Annotated in this window: 11 protein-coding genes; 7 read left to right on the plus strand and 4 right to left on the minus strand. The window is 73.1% G+C overall.

Annotated features, from left to right (window positions below; genetic code table 11):
* A partial coding sequence (locus ACZ5CW_RS02190) for an SUKH-4 family immunity protein (protein ID WP_468597550.1) occupies nucleotides 1–1,986 on the plus strand: 1,986 nt, incomplete at its 5' end.
* A gap of 215 nt (nucleotides 1,987–2,201) precedes the next feature.
* Nucleotides 2,202–3,089, plus strand: coding sequence for a cellulose-binding protein (locus ACZ5CW_RS02195; protein WP_468597552.1), 888 nt, complete (start codon nucleotides 2,202–2,204; stop codon nucleotides 3,087–3,089).
* 6 nt (nucleotides 3,090–3,095) lie between these two features.
* Here the strand turns inward: ACZ5CW_RS02195 and ACZ5CW_RS02200 are convergent, their stop codons facing one another.
* The 3 genes from ACZ5CW_RS02200 to ACZ5CW_RS02210 form a co-directional block, all read right to left on the minus strand.
* On the minus strand, nucleotides 3,096–4,736 hold the full coding sequence (locus tag ACZ5CW_RS02200; RefSeq protein ID WP_468597554.1) for a sodium/solute symporter: 1,641 nt from the start codon (nucleotides 4,734–4,736) through the stop codon (nucleotides 3,096–3,098).
* Nucleotides 4,733–5,134, minus strand: a complete 402-nt coding sequence (locus tag ACZ5CW_RS02205; RefSeq protein ID WP_468597555.1) for a DUF485 domain-containing protein — start codon at nucleotides 5,132–5,134, stop codon at nucleotides 4,733–4,735. The genes ACZ5CW_RS02200 and ACZ5CW_RS02205 overlap by 4 nt, the downstream gene beginning before the upstream one ends.
* 208 nt (nucleotides 5,135–5,342) lie before the next feature.
* Nucleotides 5,343–6,839 carry an MFS transporter gene (locus tag ACZ5CW_RS02210; protein WP_468597556.1) on the minus strand — a complete coding sequence of 499 codons (1,497 nt, stop codon included), beginning with the start codon at nucleotides 6,837–6,839 and terminating at the stop codon, nucleotides 5,343–5,345.
* A 503-nt stretch (nucleotides 6,840–7,342) separates the two neighbouring features.
* On the opposite strand from ACZ5CW_RS02210, the gene ACZ5CW_RS02215 reads away from it, so the two are divergent.
* The 4 genes from ACZ5CW_RS02215 (at nucleotide 7,343) to ACZ5CW_RS02230 (ending at nucleotide 14,982) form a co-directional block, all read left to right on the plus strand.
* On the plus strand, nucleotides 7,343–8,131 hold the full coding sequence (locus ACZ5CW_RS02215) for an ABC transporter ATP-binding protein (protein ID WP_468597557.1): 789 nt from the start codon (nucleotides 7,343–7,345) through the stop codon (nucleotides 8,129–8,131).
* Nucleotides 8,128–10,707: an ABC transporter permease gene (locus ACZ5CW_RS02220; RefSeq protein ID WP_468597559.1), complete on the plus strand. Its 2,580-nt coding sequence runs from the start codon at nucleotides 8,128–8,130 to the stop codon at nucleotides 10,705–10,707. The genes ACZ5CW_RS02215 and ACZ5CW_RS02220 overlap by 4 nt, the downstream gene beginning before the upstream one ends.
* Nucleotides 10,708–10,955: 248 nt before the next feature.
* Complete coding sequence (gene mfd / locus ACZ5CW_RS02225) at nucleotides 10,956–14,513, plus strand: transcription-repair coupling factor (RefSeq protein ID WP_468597560.1); 3,558 nt, start codon at nucleotides 10,956–10,958, stop codon at nucleotides 14,511–14,513.
* 28 nt (nucleotides 14,514–14,541) lie between these two features.
* Complete coding sequence (locus tag ACZ5CW_RS02230; RefSeq protein WP_468597562.1) at nucleotides 14,542–14,982, plus strand: MerR family transcriptional regulator; 441 nt, start codon at nucleotides 14,542–14,544, stop codon at nucleotides 14,980–14,982.
* A gap of 10 nt (nucleotides 14,983–14,992) precedes the next feature.
* Here the strand turns inward: ACZ5CW_RS02230 and ACZ5CW_RS02235 are convergent, their stop codons facing one another.
* On the minus strand, nucleotides 14,993–15,754 hold the full coding sequence (locus tag ACZ5CW_RS02235; RefSeq protein ID WP_468597564.1) for an SDR family NAD(P)-dependent oxidoreductase: 762 nt from the start codon (nucleotides 15,752–15,754) through the stop codon (nucleotides 14,993–14,995).
* A 163-nt stretch (nucleotides 15,755–15,917) separates the two neighbouring features.
* Between ACZ5CW_RS02235 and ACZ5CW_RS02240 the strand changes: the two genes are divergently transcribed.
* A complete protein-coding gene (locus tag ACZ5CW_RS02240) occupies nucleotides 15,918–16,832 on the plus strand; it encodes an SCO6745 family protein (protein WP_468597566.1) in 915 nt (304 codons plus the stop codon).
* Nucleotides 16,833–17,010: the final 178 nt, after the last annotated feature.

The raw sequence follows: 17,010 nt of genomic DNA on the forward strand, positions 1-17,010 counted from the left end.
ACGCACGGCGCGCCGCCTGCGGCTCCCGCCGCGCCGGGTGTTCCGCAGGGCGGTACGCCTGCGCCGGCTCCGGGTGCGCCGCAGTACGGCCACCCGCAGGGCCCGGGTGCTCCGGGGTACGGCTACCCGCAGGGGCCGGGCGGTGCCCCCGGCGCGCCGCAGCCTCCGGCGGGGCCGGGTGCGGCTGCGCGGCATCTCGCGCCCAACGCCGGTGACATCGCGGACGCCGCGACGAGCAAGGCGGCGCCGCCGCCGAAGAAGGCGCGCGGCGCAGTGGGTGCGCCGCCTCCCCCGCCGGGTGCCCCGGGTACGCCGGGAGCACGTTCGGGGAGCGCGCCGGCTTCGCCCGCGCCGGGTGCGCCCGCGGGTGGGTATGTGCCGACGCAGCTCGTGTCGGCGCTCGGGCCCGAGGGGCCTCAGAGCCCGGCGGGTCCGGGTGCGCCGGCGGGTCCGGGTGGCGCGGACGGGGCACAGGCGCCGGGCGTGCCGAACGTGCCGGGTGCCCCCAACCCCCCGGCCGCGCCTTCGAGTGCTCCGGGCGGCACTCCTGCGGGCAACGTGCATCACGCGGCCACGGTGCTGGCCGACCCCAGCCAGCTGGGCGGCGGCGTACCGCAGCCTCCGGGCGCCCCGGGTATGCCGGCCGCTGCGGGCGTCCCGGCTCCGGGCATGCCGAACCCGCCCGGTGCTCCGGGCGTTCCGGCTCCGGGCATGCCGAACCCGCCCGGTGCTCCGGGCGTCCCGAACGCTCCGATTGCGCCTCCCGTGCCCGGGGCGCCGCAGCCGCCTGGCGTCCCGGGTGCTCCCGGTGGTGCTCCCGGTGCCGTGCACCATGCCGAGACCGTGCTGTCCGCGCCTCCCGTGGCCGGCCCGGGCGCGCCTCCGCCGCCGCCCGCCCCCGGCGCACTCGGCATGCCGGGCGCTCCGCAGCCGATGCCGCCGGGTGCGGTGCCGCCGCCGGGCGCGCCGGTGCCGGGGCAGCCTCCGGCGTACGGGTATCCGCAGCAGGGGCAGCCGACGGTCGGCCCCGGCTACCAGGCGGTGCTGCGTTATCGCGCGCAGGACGGTTCGGAGCAGCAGCTGATCCGGCGTTCGGCGCCGGGCACGCCGCACCCGGAGTGGCAGATCTTCCACGAGCTGCGCGCGATGAACGTGCCGCCGGACCAGGTGCTGGAGCTGCACACCGAGCTGGAGTCGTGCGAGCTGCCGGGTGCCTACTGCGCGCGGATGATCCGGGAGCAGTGGCCGCAGGCGCGGATCGCGAGCATCGCGCCGTACGGCACGGACCACGCGAGCCGGCAGCAGGGCATGCAGCAGTTGCTGGCGCACCAGGGTGAGCTGCACCAGGTGGCCGACGGTCCCGCGCGGCCGGCGCCGGTGCGGGCGCCGCTGCCGCCGGTGCAGGCCGCGCCGGCCCTGCCGCCGGAGGGGATCGCGCAGGAGATGGCGGCGGCGTTCGGGCCGGGGGTCTTCCGGTTCGAGCAGCAGGCGGTGTCGCGGCAGGGTGTGCCGCCGATCGTGGCGCACATGCTGGTCGTGGCCGGGTTGCCGCTGGACATGGGCCCGTTCTTCTGGGCGCAGGCGCAGCCGGGCCGTCCGGTGCCGACGCTGGCGGAGCTGGCGGCCGAGCGTGGGGTGCAGCCGGCGGCGGACGCGGGGTCGTACCTCGTCATGGGCACCGACTTCGGCAAGGCGATCTGTGTGCAGTACGGCACGGCGAACATCGTGGCCGTGCCGGTGGAGGCGGGGCCGGGCGGTGCTCCGGTGCCGCCGCAGTTCGTGAACAGCGGGCTGCCGGAGTTCGCGCGCTGCCTGGCGCTGCTGGGCCGGATGTGGCGCCTGCGGTACGGGCTGAACCAGGAGCAGGGAGGCCGCTGGACCGTCGACTTCCAGGCGCAGCTGGCTTCCCTGGACCCGGCGGCGCTCGGCTCTCCGGAGAGCTGGTGGTCGGTGCTGCTGGAGCAGATGTGGGACGGGCTGCTGTGACGCCCTCCTCGTAGGCGAACGGGGGCCGGGGTGTGCGCGTCACCCGTCAGGAGGATGCGCTTCGGACGCCCCGGCCCGCCGCGCCGACCGCGAAGTGCGACATTTCGACCGTGACGCGGCTGCGGAGTGTCGCGTTGTGAACACCTATGTCCGATCCATCAAGATGTGCGCGAAATCATCCTGTCGTGTACGTCCGGTGGAGAGGGGTTTCCAGGGTGAGCAGCGCATCGATGCCGCCGCACGACTTCGTGACGGTCCGGGGGCGCGGCTACCGCCCCGGCCAGGTCGACGCGTACATGGAGGCACTGTCGCGGGACCGGGACGCCGCTTGGGAGCGTGCCGCGCGCCTGACGGTGCTCGCCAAGAACATGGAGGCGGAGGCCGCGCGGCTGCGCGAGACCGTCTCCCGGCTGGCGCCGCAGACGTACGAGACGCTCGGCGAGGGTGCGCGGCGCCTGTACCAGCTCGCGCTGGACGAGGTGGCGGACATCAGGGAGCGCACCCGGCGTGCGGCTCACGACCACGTCGCGCAGGCCGAGGCGGATGCCGAGAACATGCGCCGGGAGGCGCGGGAAGCGGCGGACGCGCTGTGCGCGGAAGCCGACGAACGCGCCCGCCAGTCGCTCCTCGCCGCGCGTGCCGAGGCCGACGACTTCCGCGTCGGCGCGCGCCGGGACGTGAAGGAGGGGCGCGGAGAGGCCCTTTCCGCGCTGCGCGAGGTACGGCAGCGCACCACCGGCATGCTCGCCGAGCAGTCCCGGGAGCACGCCGAGCGCTGGGCGCGGGCCGAGCGTGAGGAGGCCGAGAAGGTGGCCGCGCTCGACGCCCGGCTCGCGGAGCGGGCCGGCCGGGCCGAGCGCGCGCTGTCCGAGGCGCAGCGGGCGTTCGGCGAGGCCGAGGAGGTCGCGCGGTGCTCCCCGGAGGAGGCACGCGCGCGTGCCGCCGGCATCCTCGCCGACGCGCGCGTGCGCGAGGAGAGCATCGCCCAGGAGACGGAACAGGTGCTGAGCGAGCACAGCGAGACCTGGGACGACGTACGGGCGCAGATGGACAGCGTGCGCAGCAGCCTGATCACGCTGACGGGCCGGGCCGCCCTGGAATAGCGGCCGTCACCTGCGCACCGCTCCGGCCAGGATCCACCCCTCCACCGCTTCGTACTGGCGCCGTTGCTGCTCCGCCTTCGCGCGGCCGGATGCCACCGTGCCCAGCCAGCCGAAGAAGAAGCCGGCCGGGATGGAGACGATGCCGGTGGTGGTGAACGGGAACCAGTTGAAGTCGGCGTGCGGGAAGGCCGAGATCGGTGAGCCGGAGACGAGGTTGGTGCCCGGCATGAGCAGCAGCACGGTCAGCGATCCGCCGATCAGCGTGCCCATCAGGCCGGTGCGGGTGTAGCGGCGCCAGAACAGGCCGTAGACCAGGGCCGGGGCGAGGGCGGAGGCGCCCAGGCAGAAGGAGAGCGTCACCAGGGGCTGCAGGCTGTGGTGCTGTACCAGGGTGGCCAGCAGGATGGTCGGGACCCCTATGGCGAGCGCCGAGAGGCGGGCCAGGGCCATCTCGCGGCGGGCCGGCATCTCCTGCATGCGGGCCGCGAAGACGTCATGGGCCAGGGAGTTGGCGCAGGCGAGGATCATCCCGGCCACCGAGGCGAGCAGGGTCAGGAAGATCGCGGTGGTGACCATGGTGAACAGGAAGGTGTCCGCCGTCGACACGTCGGCTCCGAACGCCGCCCGTGAGCCCAGCAGGTACGCCGTGTTGCCCTGCGGGTCGGCCGCGGAGATCACCGTACGGCCGACCAGTGCCGTGGCGCCGAACCCCACCACCGTGATGACCAGCACGAACAGGGCCACGATCGACACCGCCCAGGACATCGAGCGGCGCACCTGGCGGGCGCTGGAGGCGGTGTGCATGCGCATGGTGATGTGGGGCAGGCAGGCACCGCCGAGCACCACGGACAGCTCCGAGGCGATCATGTCGACGCGGGACCTGGTTCCGGTGCCGAACTCCAGCCCGGAGCGCAGGAACGCGGGCCCGGCCCCGCTCTGCCGGGACGCCGCGGTGAACAGGGCGCCCGGGTCCCAGTCGAAGCGGCGCAGGATCAGCAGGGCGACGACGGCGCCCGAACCGAGCAGCATCACGATCTTCAGGATCTGGATGAGCGCGGTGCCTTTCATGCCGCCGATCGCCGCGTAGGCGATCATCAGTGTGCCGACCCCCACGACGCATCCGGTCTTCAGGGACTCGTTGGTGAAGCCCAGGATGAACGCCATCAGCTGGCCGGTCCCGGCCAGTTGGACCAGCATCAGCGGCAGCAGCGCGGCGATCGTCACCGCGCACGCCGTGATGCGCACACCGCGGCCGGGCAGCCGGCGGGCCAGCGCGTCGCCCATGGTGAACCGGCCCGCGTTGCGCAGCGGTTCGGCCAGCAGGAACATCAGCAGCATCAGCGACAGCGCCGTACTGAGGGCGAGGACGACCCCGTCGTAGCCGCACAGGGCGATCACTCCGCCGGTGCCGAGGACGGTGGCCGCGGAGATGTAGTCGCCGGCGATGGCGAGGCCGTTGCGCAGGGGGGACAGGGAGCCGTAGCCGGTGTAGAACTCGTCGAGGTCGTCGCGGTCGGGGCCGGTCATGACGCACAGCAGAAGGGTCACCGTGGCGACGGTGGAGAAGGCCACCAGGGACATGGCCTGGGCGGAGTCGCTGAAACCGGTGAAGCCGGGGCCGGCGGGGTTGCCCGCGGCGGTGGTCATCGCATCGCTCCTCGCCGTGCGTTCAGTTCGGCCTCCTTGCGGATGCGGTCCGCGAGTGGATCGACGTGCCGGCGCGCGGTGTGCTCGTACAGGGCGATCGCGAGCCAGGTGACGGGCAGTTGGAGGAGGGCGAGCAGCAGGCCGGCGGGGATGCCGTCGGCGACCGTGCTCGTCATGACGCCGGGCGCGCACGCGGACAGGACCAGGAACAGCGTGAAGTAGCCGAGCGCGGTGAGCGTGGCGGTACGCCGTTGCCAGCGGTAGGCGCTGCGCAGTACGCGCAGGTCGCTGTGGTGGCCGAGGGGTTCGCGGGGCGGCCGGTGGGCGGGGCGGGGCGGTTCGGGCGGGGTGGGCTGCCAGGGGTAGGTGTACGACGGGCGCGGCGGGTCGTAGGACATCCCGGGGCTCCTTGCGCGGCTCGGGTCCGTGGCGGTGGACCGCAGGGAGGTGGGGAGCGGAGCCACGCACGCTACTCGCGAGGTCCGGCCCGCGCGGCGTTTTCACCGAACTGGCCGGTCGGTATGCGCTTACTGGGCGCAGACGCGTGCCGGCCGTGCCGTTACCCGCGTCAACCGGCGCATACCGGACGGATTTCCGGACGGGTGCTCACTCGTCGCGCACGGGGAATCTGCGCGGAGCCACCAGCAGCAGCACCAGGAACGCCAGTGCCGCCGCCGCGGCCGCGCCGAAGTAGACCCCGTGCACCGCCCCGGCGATGGCCCGCCGCGTCGCCTCCGGAGCCGTACCGGCGTCCAGCGCGCGCGTGACGGCGTCCAGATCGCCGGCCCCGCCCAGCCGCGCGGCCAGCACCCCGTTGGCGACGGCGCCGAACAGGGACGCGCCCATGGTCTGCCCGGTCTGCCGGCAGAAGAGGACGGAGGCGGTCGTGGTGCCCCGCTCCGACCAGCCGACGGTGGACTGCACCCCGACGATCAGCGGCAGCTGGAACAGTCCCAGCGCCCCGCCCAGCAGCAGCATCAGCAGCGTCGGCTGCCACCAGGACCCGGGATACGGCAGGAACGGGAACGCACACAGGATCAGCGCCGCCAGGCCGATGCCGAGCAGTGCGGTGTCCCGGAAGCCGATGCGCCGGTAGACGTGCTGGCTGAGCGCCGCCGACAGCGGCCAGCTGATCGTCCACACCGACAGCACGAACCCGGCGGACACGGGGGCGAGCCCGAGCACCGACTGCGCGTACGTCGGCAGGAACACCGCCGGTGCCACCATCAGCAGCCCCAGTGCGCCGAGCGCCAGATTGACGGCCGCGATCGTCCGGCGCCGCCACACCCACCCCGGGATGATCGGCTCGGCCGCCCGCCGTTCCACCCCCACCACGACGGCGGCCAGCGCCAGGCCCGCGGCGAACAGCGCCAGCGACGGCGCGGACAGCCACGGCCATGCCACCCCGCCCTGCACCAGCGCGGTCAGCAGCACCCCGCCGCACGCGAACACCGCGAGCGCGCCGGGCCAGTCCACGCGCGCGTGGGCGGCGGTCTCCCGCTCCGGCTCGTGCAGATGACGGACGATCAGCCACAGCGCGGCGGCGCCGATCGGCAGGTTGATCAGGAAGATCCAGCGCCAGTCGGCGTACGTGGCGAGCACCCCGCCGAGCCCCGGTCCGGCGACCGCCGACACCGCCCACACCGTGGACAGCTTGGACTGGATCTTCGGGCGCTCCGCCAGCGGATACAGATCGGCGGCGAGCGTCTGCACGGTGCCCTGCAACGCCCCGCCGCCCAGTCCCTGGACGATCCGGAAGGCGATCAGCGCCCCCATGTTCCAGGCCATCGCGCTCAGCAGCGAGCCGAGCAGGAACACCGCCGCGCCGACCACCAGCACCGGCTTGCGGCCGTAGGTGTCGGACAGCTTTCCGTACACGGGGAGCGAGACCGTCACGGCGAGCAGATAGCCGGAGAACAGCCAGGAGAAGACGGAGAACCCGCCGAGGTCGCCGACGATCTGCGGTACGGCCGTGGCGACGACGGTGGAGTCCAGCGCCGCCAGGGCCATCGCCAGCATCAGCGCGGCGACGACCGCCCCTCGCCGCCCGGTGTCCTGGCGCCGGGCGGCGCCGCCGCGTATCGCAGGTGTCGTACTCCCCACCGCAAACCCCTCCCCGTACCGCTACCGGAACCTGCCCCGTGCCCCTTGCATCCATCTCCGGTTCGACAGCTTCCCATGCGGTACCAAGCGGTGCTTGATGGTGAGCAACCTGATCACCCGCTTCGGACATGCCGCCCAGGGCTTCGCGCACCCAAGGGTGGAGCCGACCCCGAGAAACCCTCCACCCGTCGGTGGAGCACCCCTAGGGGTCTCTCCGTACAACGGGTCGGGGAGGGTTCGTCCCGGCGGAGGACGAGCCGGGCCGGGTGCGGTCCTTAACCTGGCTTTACGCCGCCGTGGAGGGCGGCCGACCACCGGCTTCGCGCCGCCGGGGGGCGGCCGGCCGTACCGGCGGGGGTGGGGTTTTCCCCCCGGGAAGAGGGGGCTTCGCACCAGCGCGCGGCACCTCCGCCGACCGCGAGACTCATCGACGTACCCAGGACGACGCTTCGGCACACCGGAGCACCGGCCACACACCTGCCAACCGATATAGGAGACATACCGTGACATCGGCTGTGACCATTCCCAGGCACGGGGGCACTGGAGGGCGTACGGCCGTTGCCGCGCGGGCGCGGCAGGTCGTGAAGGCGTACGGGTCCGGCGAGACCCGCGTCGTCGCCCTGGACCACGTCGACGTGGACATCGCCCGCGGCCAGTTCACCGCGATCATGGGCCCCTCGGGGTCCGGCAAGTCCACCCTGATGCACTGCCTCGCCGGGCTCGACACCGTGACGGGCGGTCAGATCTTCCTGGACGAGACCGAGATCACCGGCCTGAAGGACAAGAAGCTCACCCAGCTGCGCCGGGACCGCATCGGGTTCATCTTCCAGGCGTTCAACCTGCTGCCGACGCTGAACGCGCTCGAGAACATCACGCTGCCCATGGACATCGCCGGCCGCAAGCCGGACCGCGCCTGGCTGGACCGGGTGGTGGAGACCGTCGGGCTCGCCGGACGCCTCAAGCACCGGCCGACCCAGCTGTCCGGCGGCCAGCAGCAGCGCGTCGCCGTGGCCCGCGCCCTCGCCGCCCGCCCGGAGATCATCTTCGGGGACGAGCCCACCGGAAACCTCGACTCGCGCGCCGGAGCGGAGGTCCTGGGCTTCCTGCGCCGCTCGGTGGACGAACTCGGCCAGACCATCGTGATGGTCACCCACGACCCCGTGGCCGCCTCCTACGCCGACCGTGTGCTGTACCTCGCCGACGGCCGGATCGTCGACGAGATGTACCAGCCGACGGCCGATCAGGTCCTGGACCGCATGAAGGACTTCGACGCCCGGGGGCGTACGTCATGACCGTCCTGAAGACCTCGATGCGCAACTTCTTCGCGCACAAGGGCCGCATGGCGCTGTCGGCGGTCGCGGTGCTGCTGTCGGTGGCGTTCGTCTGCGGCACCCTGGTGTTCACCGACACGATGAACACCACCTTCGAGAAGCTGTTCCAGGCGACGGCCTCGGACGTGACGGTCAGCTCCAAGGACGCCTCCGACACCGGCGAGACCACCTCCCACACCGGCAAGCCGCCGGTCGTGCCGGCCTCGATTCTCGGTGCGGTCCGCAAGGCCGAGGGCGTGCGGTCCGCCGAGGGGACGGTGTTCTCCACCTCGGTGACCGTCGTCGACGGCGACAAGGACAAGCTGTCGCCCAGCAGCGGCGCGCCCACCATCGTCGGCAGCTGGAACGGCAACGACGCCCGCACCATGGAGATCACCTCCGGCAAGGCGCCCAAGGGCCCGGACCAGGTGATGGTCGACGCCGACACCGCCGACAAGCACCACCTGAAGCTCGGCGACGAGATCGGCGTGATCACGGCCGTCGACACGCACCACGCGCGCGTGTCCGGCATCGCCGCCTTCAAGGTCACCAACCCCGGCGCGGCGATCTTCTACCTGGACACGAAGACCGCCCAGCAGACCCTCGTCGGCCGGACCGGTGTGTACACCAACGTCAACGTCACCGCCGCCCAGGGCGTGACCGACGCGCAGCTGAAGAAGAACGTCACAGCCGCCCTCGGGCACGGCTACAAGGTGCAGACCGCCAAGGAGGTCGCCGACGCCAACCAGAAGCAGCTCCAGGGCACTTTGAACGTCATGAAGTACGCGCTGCTCGGCTTCGCCGGGATCGCCTTCCTGGTCGGCATCTTCCTCATCATCAACACCTTCTCCATGCTGGTCGCCCAGCGCACCCGCGAGATCGGCCTGATGCGCGCCATCGGCTCCTCCCGCAAGCAGATCAACCGGTCGGTGTTGATCGAGGCGCTGCTGCTCGGCGTGATCGGCTCCGCGCTCGGCGTGGGCGCCGGCGTCGGCATCGCGATCGGCCTGATGAAGCTCATGGGCCTGATGGGCATGCACCTGTCCACCGACGACCTGACCGTGGCCTGGACCACCCCCACCCTCGGTGTGCTCCTCGGCGTGGTCGTCACCGTCCTCGCCGCCTACCTGCCCGCCCGGCGCGCCGGCAAGGTCTCCCCCATGGCCGCCCTGCGCGAGGCGGGCGCCCCGGCCGACGCCAGGGCCGGTGCCCTCCGGGCCGTCATCGGCCTGCTGCTCACCGCCGCCGGCGGCTGGAGCCTGTACGTCGCCGCCACCGCCGACAAGGCCAAGACGGGCTCCGGCTGGCTGGGCCTGGGCGTGGTGCTCACCCTCATCGGCTTCGTCGTCATCGGCCCGCTGCTCGCCGGCGGTCTGGTCCGTGTCCTCGGCGCGGTCATCCTGCGGATCTTCGGACCCGTGGGCCGGATGGCCGAGCGCAACGCGCTGCGCAACCCGCGCCGCACCGGCGCCACCGGCGCGGCCCTGATGATCGGCCTGGCCCTCGTGGCCTGCCTGTCGGTGGTCGGCTCCTCCATGGTGGCCTCCGCTACCGACCAGCTCGACAAGTCCGTGGGTACGGACTTCATCATCCAGGACGACAACGGCAAGGAGATCAACCCGCGGGCGGTCCACGCGATCAAGGACACGCCGGGTCTGGAGCGGGTCACCGAGTACAAGCTCCTGGACGCGACCCTGACCACCCCGGACGGCCACGTCTCCAAGGGCGAGACGATCAACGCGGCCGACCCGTCCTACGCGAAGGACCTGCGGACCGAGACGGTCGCGGGCAGCCTCGCCGACGCCTACAAGCCCGACTCGATGTCCGTCTTCGAGGGCTTCGCCGAGGACCACGGCATCAAGCTCGGCTCCACCGTCGCGGTCGGCTTCGAGGACGGCAGGACGGCGAAGCTGACCGTCCGCGCCATCACCAGCGACGACGTCGTCATCGACAAGGGCGCGATGTACGCCTCCATCGCGACCGCGGCCCGGTACGTGCCCGCCGACCGGATGCCGCTCGACCAGCTGGTCTTCGCCTCCGCCGCGGACGGACGGCAGGCGGCCGCCTACAAGGCGCTCAAGTCGACGCTGCACGACTTCCCGGAACTGACCGTGCGCGACCAGACCGACTACAAGAAGGCGCTGAAGGACCAGATCGGTCAGCTGCTGAACATGATCTACGGCCTGCTGGCGCTCGCGATCATCGTCGCGGTCCTCGGTGTGGTGAACACCCTGGCGCTGTCCGTGGTCGAGCGGACCCGGGAGATCGGCCTGATGCGGGCCATCGGCCTCTCCCGCCGCCAGCTGCGCCGCATGATCCGCCTGGAGTCCGTGGTGATCGCCGTCTTCGGCGCCCTGCTGGGCCTCGGCCTCGGGATGGGCTGGGGCGCGACCGCCCAGAAGCTCCTCGCGCTGGAGGGTCTGAAGGTCCTGGACATCCCCTGGCCGACGATCATCGCCGTCTTCGTCGGCTCGGCCTTCGTGGGCCTGTTCGCCGCGCTGGTCCCGGCGTTCCGGGCGGGCCGGATGAACGTCCTGAACGCCATCGCGACGGACTAGCCGCGCAGGCCGGTCCGACGACCACCGCACACGGGGGTTGCGGGGGAGAACCCGGTGCCGGGGAGTCTCGAGAGACTCCCCGGCACCGGGCTTCCCGCCGTTTCCAGGGGGCGCGGCCCGCCGGGACGCCGACCGGAGTTGTCCACAGCCCCCGACGCCCACGGCGGCAGCGTCGTACGCTGGACAACCCCGGACGCCACCCGCACCGGGCTGCTTGCGTTGCCCACCCCTGGACGGAAAAAGCCCACATGAGCCTGCACGGTCTGCTCGACGCCGTCGTCAAGGACACCGCCCTCGCGGAAGCGATCACGGCGGCCGCGGACGGCAACCGCATGCACGTCGACCTCGTCGGCCCCCCGGCGGCCCGCCCCTTCGCGGTCGCCGCCCTGGCCCGGGAGGCCGGCCGCCCGGTGCTCGCGGTGACCGCGACCGGCCGTGAGGCCGAGGACCTCGCGGCGGCCCTGCGCTCGCTGCTGCCCCCGCAGAGCGTCGTGGAGTACCCCTCCTGGGAGACCCTCCCGCACGAGCGGCTCAGCCCCCGCAGCGACACCGTCGGCCGCCGCCTCGCCGTCCTGCGGCGCCTCGCCCACCCCCGCCCCGACGACCCCGAGACCGGCCCGGTCTCCGTCGTCGTCGCACCCGTGCGCTCCGTGCTCCAGCCCCAGGTCAAAGGCCTCGGCGACCTGGAGCCCGTGTCCCTGAAGACCGGCCGCAGCGCCGACCTGAACGAGGTCGTCGAAGCCCTCGCGGCCGCCGCCTACGCGCGCGTGGAGCTGGTCGAGAAGCGCGGCGAGTTCGCCGTACGCGGCGGCATCCTGGACGTGTTCCCGCCCACCGAGGAACACCCTCTGCGCATCGAGTTCTGGGGCGACGACGTCGAGGAGATCCGCTACTTCAAGGTCGCCGACCAGCGCTCCCTCGAAGTCGCCGAGCACGGTCTGTGGGCGCCGCCGTGCCGCGAGCTGCTGCTCACCGACGACGTACGCGCTCGCGCGCGTGCCCTCGCCGAGGAACACCCCGAGCTGGGCGAACTGCTCGGCAGGATCGCCGAGGGCATCGCCGTGGAGGGCATGGAGTCCCTGGCGCCGGTCCTGGTGGACGACATGGAGCTGCTGCTCGACGTGCTGCCCAAGGGCGCCATGGCCGTCGTCTGCGACCCGGAGCGCGTGCGCACCCGCGCCGCCGACCTCGTGGCCACGAGCCAGGAGTTCCTCCAGGCCTCCTGGGCCGCCACGGCGGGCGGCGGCGAGGCCCCCATCGACGTGGGCGCGGCCTCCCTGTGGTCCATCGCCGACGTCCGCGACCGCGCGCGCGAGCTGGACATGATGTGGTGGTCGGTCTCGCCGTTCGCGGCGGACCTCGAACTGACGGACGAAGGGGCCGCCGACGCGGCGGGCGACACCCTCAAGCTCGGCATGCACGCCCCCGAGACCTACCGCGGCGACACCGCGCGGGCCCTCGCCGACACCAAGGGCTGGCTGGCCGACGGCTGGCGCGCGGTGTTCGTCACCGAGGGCCACGGCCCGGCCTCCCGCACCGTGGAGGTGCTCGGCGGCGAGGGCATCGCGGCCCGCCTGGACGGCGACCTCGGCGAGCTGAGCCCCTCCGTGGTGCACGTCTCCTGCGGCTCGATCGAGTACGGCTTCGTGGACCCGGCGCTCGGCCTCGCCGTGCTCACGGAGACCGACCTGTCCGGCCAGCGCACCGCCGGCCGCGACGGCGCACGGATGCCGGCCCGCCGCCGCAAGACCATCGACCCGCTCACCCTGGAGGCGGGCGACTACATCGTCCACGAGCAGCACGGTGTCGGCCGCTACATCGAGATGGTGCAGCGCACCGTGCAGGGCGCCACCCGCGAGTACCTGGTCGTGGAGTACGCGCCCGCCAAGCGCGGCCAGCCCGGCGACCGGCTGTACATCCCGACCGACCAGCTGGAGCAGATCACCAAGTACGTCGGCGGCGAGGCACCCACCCTGCACCGCCTCGGCGGCGCCGACTGGACGAAGACCAAGGCCCGCGCGAAGAAGGCCGTCAAGGAGATCGCCGCCGACCTGATCAAGCTCTACAGCGCGCGCATGGCCGCCCCCGGCCACGCCTTCGGCGGCGACACGCCCTGGCAGCGCGAGCTGGAGGACGCCTTCCCGTACGCGGAGACCCCCGACCAGCTCACCACCATCGCCGAGGTCAAGGAGGACATGGAGAAGTCGGTCCCCATGGACCGCCTGATCTGCGGCGACGTCGGCTACGGCAAGACCGAGATCGCCGTACGGGCCGCCTTCAAGGCCGTACAGGACGGCAAGCAGGTCGCCGTCCTCGTCCCCACGACCCTGCTGGTGCAGCAGCACTTCGGCACCTTCTCCGAGCGGTACGGGCAGTTCCCCGTGAGCGTGAAGGCGCTCTCCCGCTTCCAGACCGACACCGAGGCCAAGGCCGTCCTGGAGGGTCTGAAGGAGGGCGCGGTCGACGTCGTCATCGGCACCCACCGCCTGTTCTCCTCCGAGACCAAGTTCAAGGACCTGGGCCTGGTCATCGTCGACGAGGAGCAGCGCTTCGGCGTCGAGCACAAGGAGCAGCTGAAGAAGCTCCGCGCCAACGTGGACGTGCTGACCATGTCCGCGACCCCGATCCCGCGCACGCTGGAGATGGCGGTCACCGGCATCCGTGAGATGTCCACGATCACCACGCCCCCGGAGGAGCGGCACCCGGTGCTCACCTTCGTCGGGCCGTACGAGGAGAAGCAGATCGGCGCCGCCATCCGGCGCGAGCTGCTGCGCGAGGGCCAGGTCTTCTACATCCACAACCGGGTCGAGTCCATCGACCGGGCGGCGGCGCGACTGCGCGAGATCGTCCCCGAGGCGCGCATCGCCACCGCCCACGGCCAGATGTCGGAGTCGGCACTGGAGCAGGTCGTCGTCGACTTCTGGGAGAAGAAGTTCGACGTTCTGGTGTCCACCACGATCGTCGAGTCCGGCATCGACATCTCCAACGCCAACACGCTGATCGTGGAGCGAGGCGACAACTTCGGCCTGTCCCAGCTGCACCAGCTGCGCGGCCGCGTCGGCCGGGGCAGGGAGCGGGGCTACGCCTACTTCCTCTACCCGCCGGAGAAGCCGCTCACCGAGACCGCCCACGAGCGCCTGGCGACCATCGCCCAGCACACGGAGATGGGCGCGGGCATGTACGTGGCGATGAAGGACCTGGAGATCCGCGGCGCCGGAAACCTCCTCGGCGGCGAGCAGTCCGGCCACATCGCGGGCGTCGGTTTCGACCTGTACGTCCGTATGGTCGGCGAGGCCGTCGCCGACTACCGGCGACAGCTGGAGACCGGCGAGGCCGAGGAGGAGCAGCCGCTCGAGGTCAAGATCGAGCTGCCCGTCGACGCGCACGTCCCGCACGACTACGCGCCCGGCGAGCGGCTGCGTCTGCAGGCCTACCGGGCCATCGCCTCCGCCACCTCCGAGGAGGACGTCAAGGCCGTCCGCGAGGAACTCACCGACCGCTACGGCAGGCTGCCCGAGCCGGTGGAGAACCTGCTGCTGGTGGCCGGGCTCCGGATGCTCGCGCGCGCGTGCGGCGTCGGTGAGATCGTGCTGCAGGGCACCAACGTCCGCTTCGCGCCGGTGGAGTTGCGCGAGTCGCAGGAACTGCGGGTGAAGCGGCTGTACCCGGGCACGATCATCAAGCCGGCCGCGCACCAGGTGCTGGTCCCGCGTCCGAAGACCGCGAAGGTCGGCGGCAAGCCGCTGGTCGGCCGCGAACTGCTCGGCTGGGTGGGGGAGTTCCTCGCCTCGATCCTGGGTTCGTAGGCCGTCCGGTACGGGGACGGGGGCGTGCGTGCGGATCGGTGAACTGGCCAGGGCGACCGGGGCGACACCGCGCGCCCTGCGCCACTACGAGCAGGCGGGGCTGATCACCTCCGTACGCGCCGCCAACGGCTACCGCGCGTACGACGCCGTCACGGCCGTCCGCGTCCGCAACATCCGGCGGCTGCTGGAGGCGGGCCTCACCCTGGACGACGTACGGGTGTTCCTCCCCTGCCTGGACGGCGACGTCACCGCCGGCCCCGCCTCCGCCAGGGGCCTCGAGGTCGCCCGGGACCGGCTCGCGGTGCTGGACGCGCGGATCGCGGCGCAGACCGCGGTACGGGACCGGCTGGCGGCGGCGTTGCGGGCGGCGGGGGCCGGGTCCCGCGAACCGGCCGGTCCCGCCGGGTCCCGCGAACATGCCGGCCGGTCCGGGTCCCCCGGACCGGCCGGGTCGGCCAAGGCTCCCTGAGCCGCCCGGTTCAGGCGACGACCGCACCGCCGTCCACCGGCAGCACCACCCCCGTCACGAACGACGCCTGCGGGGAGGCGAGCCGGGTGATGGCCCACGCGACCTCCTCGGGGCGGCCGATCCGGCCGAGCGGGGTGTGCTCGAGCTGCCACTCGCGGATCGCGGCGCGCTGCTCGGGGGTGTAGCCGGAGTGGTCGGCGATCGGTGTCTCGATGGCCCCCGGGGCCACGGCGACCACCCGGATGCCGTCCGGCGCCAACTCCACCGCCCAGCTGCGGGTCAGTACCTCCAGGGCCGCCTTGCCCGCCGCGTACAGGGAGTTGCCGGGCCAGCCCCGCTGGCCCACCGACGTCGTCACGTTCACCACGACACCACGGCTCTCCCGCAGCGCCGGAAGCGCGGCCTGGGTGAGCAGGACGGGCGCGAGGAGGTTCGTCTCCAGCAGCGGCCGCACGGAGGCGCGGGTGTACGTACGCAGGGACTCGGTGCTGACGACCGCCGCGTTGTGGACGAGCACGTCGATCCGGCCGTACCGCTCCACCGCGGCGCCCACGACGGCCTCGGGACCGTCCTCGGCGGTGATGTCGGCGGACAGCGGCGTGATGCCGGGATGTCCGTCGGCGGTCTCGGCCAGCGGCGCCGTCCGGCGGCCCACGGCGACGACCTGGGCGCCTTCTGCGGCGAACGCGCGCGCGGTGGCGCGGCCGATGCCGGTGCCGGCTCCGGTGACGACGACGGTACGGGGGTTCTGGGTGCGCGGGGTCTCGCTCATGCCGGGATCGTCGGACCCTGACGCCAGTGACAAGGTCAAGTCCCGCGCCGGGGACGCGTTTCGCCCGCAACCGCCCGCGCGGCGGCACCGGTTCGGGCAGGCTGGCCGGTGTCAGGTGGTGGACGGCCGCGCACGGGGCCGGACCGAGGGGGAGGGGCACGTCATGTCCGAGTACGTCGGCGAGACCGTGGCGGAGCAGGCGGCGGACGGGGAGCCGGTGGAGCCCGCCCGCGTGCGCCGGCTCTGGCATCTGCTGGAGCCGCTGCACGCGATGCTGTACTACGCGCCCGAGGTCTTCGAGGAGTCGGCCGCGCTCGGCTACGACACGGCCGACCGCTGGCCGAGCTACTTCCCGCTGCGGGCGGCGCCGCTGGGCGCCGCCGGATCCGGGCGGGTGACCTCCGCCTTCTACAGCTTCGCGCCCCGCATGGTCGCCGAGCACATCGATCCCGCCTGGACCGTCGCGAGCCCGCACCAGGTGCTGGCCGCACGCCTGCGGGGCATCGACCGGGCGTACCGCGCCGTCCTGGGCGACGGTGTCGACAGCCCCGAACTGGCCGAGGCGGCCGCCCTCGCCCGGCGCGCGGCCGAGGCGGCCGGCACGGCGGGCCGCCCGCTCGCCGCGGCCAACGCCGAACTGCCCTGGCCCGAGGCCCCGCATCTGCAGCTGTGGCACGCGGCCACGATCCTGCGCGAACACCGCGGTGACGGCCATCTCGCCGCCCTGCTCCTCGCGGACCTCGACCCCGTCGAATCGCTCGTCTCCTTCGCCGCCGTGGGCGCCGCCTCGATCGAGCGCTTCGCCGGCCGCGGCTGGAGTCCCGGACAGTGGTCGGCCGCCGCGGCCCGCCTGTCCGCCCGGGGCCTGCTCGCGCCGGACGGTACGGCCACGGAGGCGGGCCACGCCCTGCGCCGGAGCGTGGAGGAGCACACCGACCGCATCGCCGCCGCCCCCTGGCGGGCCCTCGGCCCGGCCGCCACCGACCGCCTCGCCGGTCTGCTCGGCGCGTACTGGGTCGCCGTCCTGTCCACCGGACTGCTGCCCGCGGAATCCACCCTCGGCATCGGCAAGGTGTGAGCGGGCGCACGCACCCGCCGGCCGCGCTCCCGTGCACGGCGTCAAGTGACCCGAGTCGTATCCCGCTTGCCCCTGTATCACCCCTTCGGCTCCCATTCGGTGGGAGCCGAAGGGCGGTTACCGTGGAGGCGGAACGATCCGCCCGCACCCGGGGGCGGACCAGGGCGAGCGAGGGGGA

It is taken from the genome of Streptomyces sp. NPDC031379, from assembly GCF_055569615.1.

Bases quoted from the DNA above. Each gene is read 5' to 3' on its own strand.
- ACZ5CW_RS02200 (WP_468597554.1), bottom strand. From the start codon at position 4,736: ATGACCACCGCCGCGGGCAACCCCGCCGGCCCCGGCTTCACCGGTTTC.
- ACZ5CW_RS02205 (WP_468597555.1), bottom strand. From the start codon at position 5,134: ATGTCCTACGACCCGCCGCGCCCGTCGTACACCTACCCCTGGCAGCCC.
- ACZ5CW_RS02220 (WP_468597559.1), top strand. From the start codon at position 8,128: ATGACCGTCCTGAAGACCTCGATGCGCAACTTCTTCGCGCACAAGGGC.
- mfd (WP_468597560.1), top strand. From the start codon at position 10,956: ATGAGCCTGCACGGTCTGCTCGACGCCGTCGTCAAGGACACCGCCCTC.
- ACZ5CW_RS02235 (WP_468597564.1), bottom strand. From the start codon at position 15,754: ATGAGCGAGACCCCGCGCACCCAGAACCCCCGTACCGTCGTCGTCACC.
- ACZ5CW_RS02240 (WP_468597566.1), top strand. From the start codon at position 15,918: ATGTCCGAGTACGTCGGCGAGACCGTGGCGGAGCAGGCGGCGGACGGG.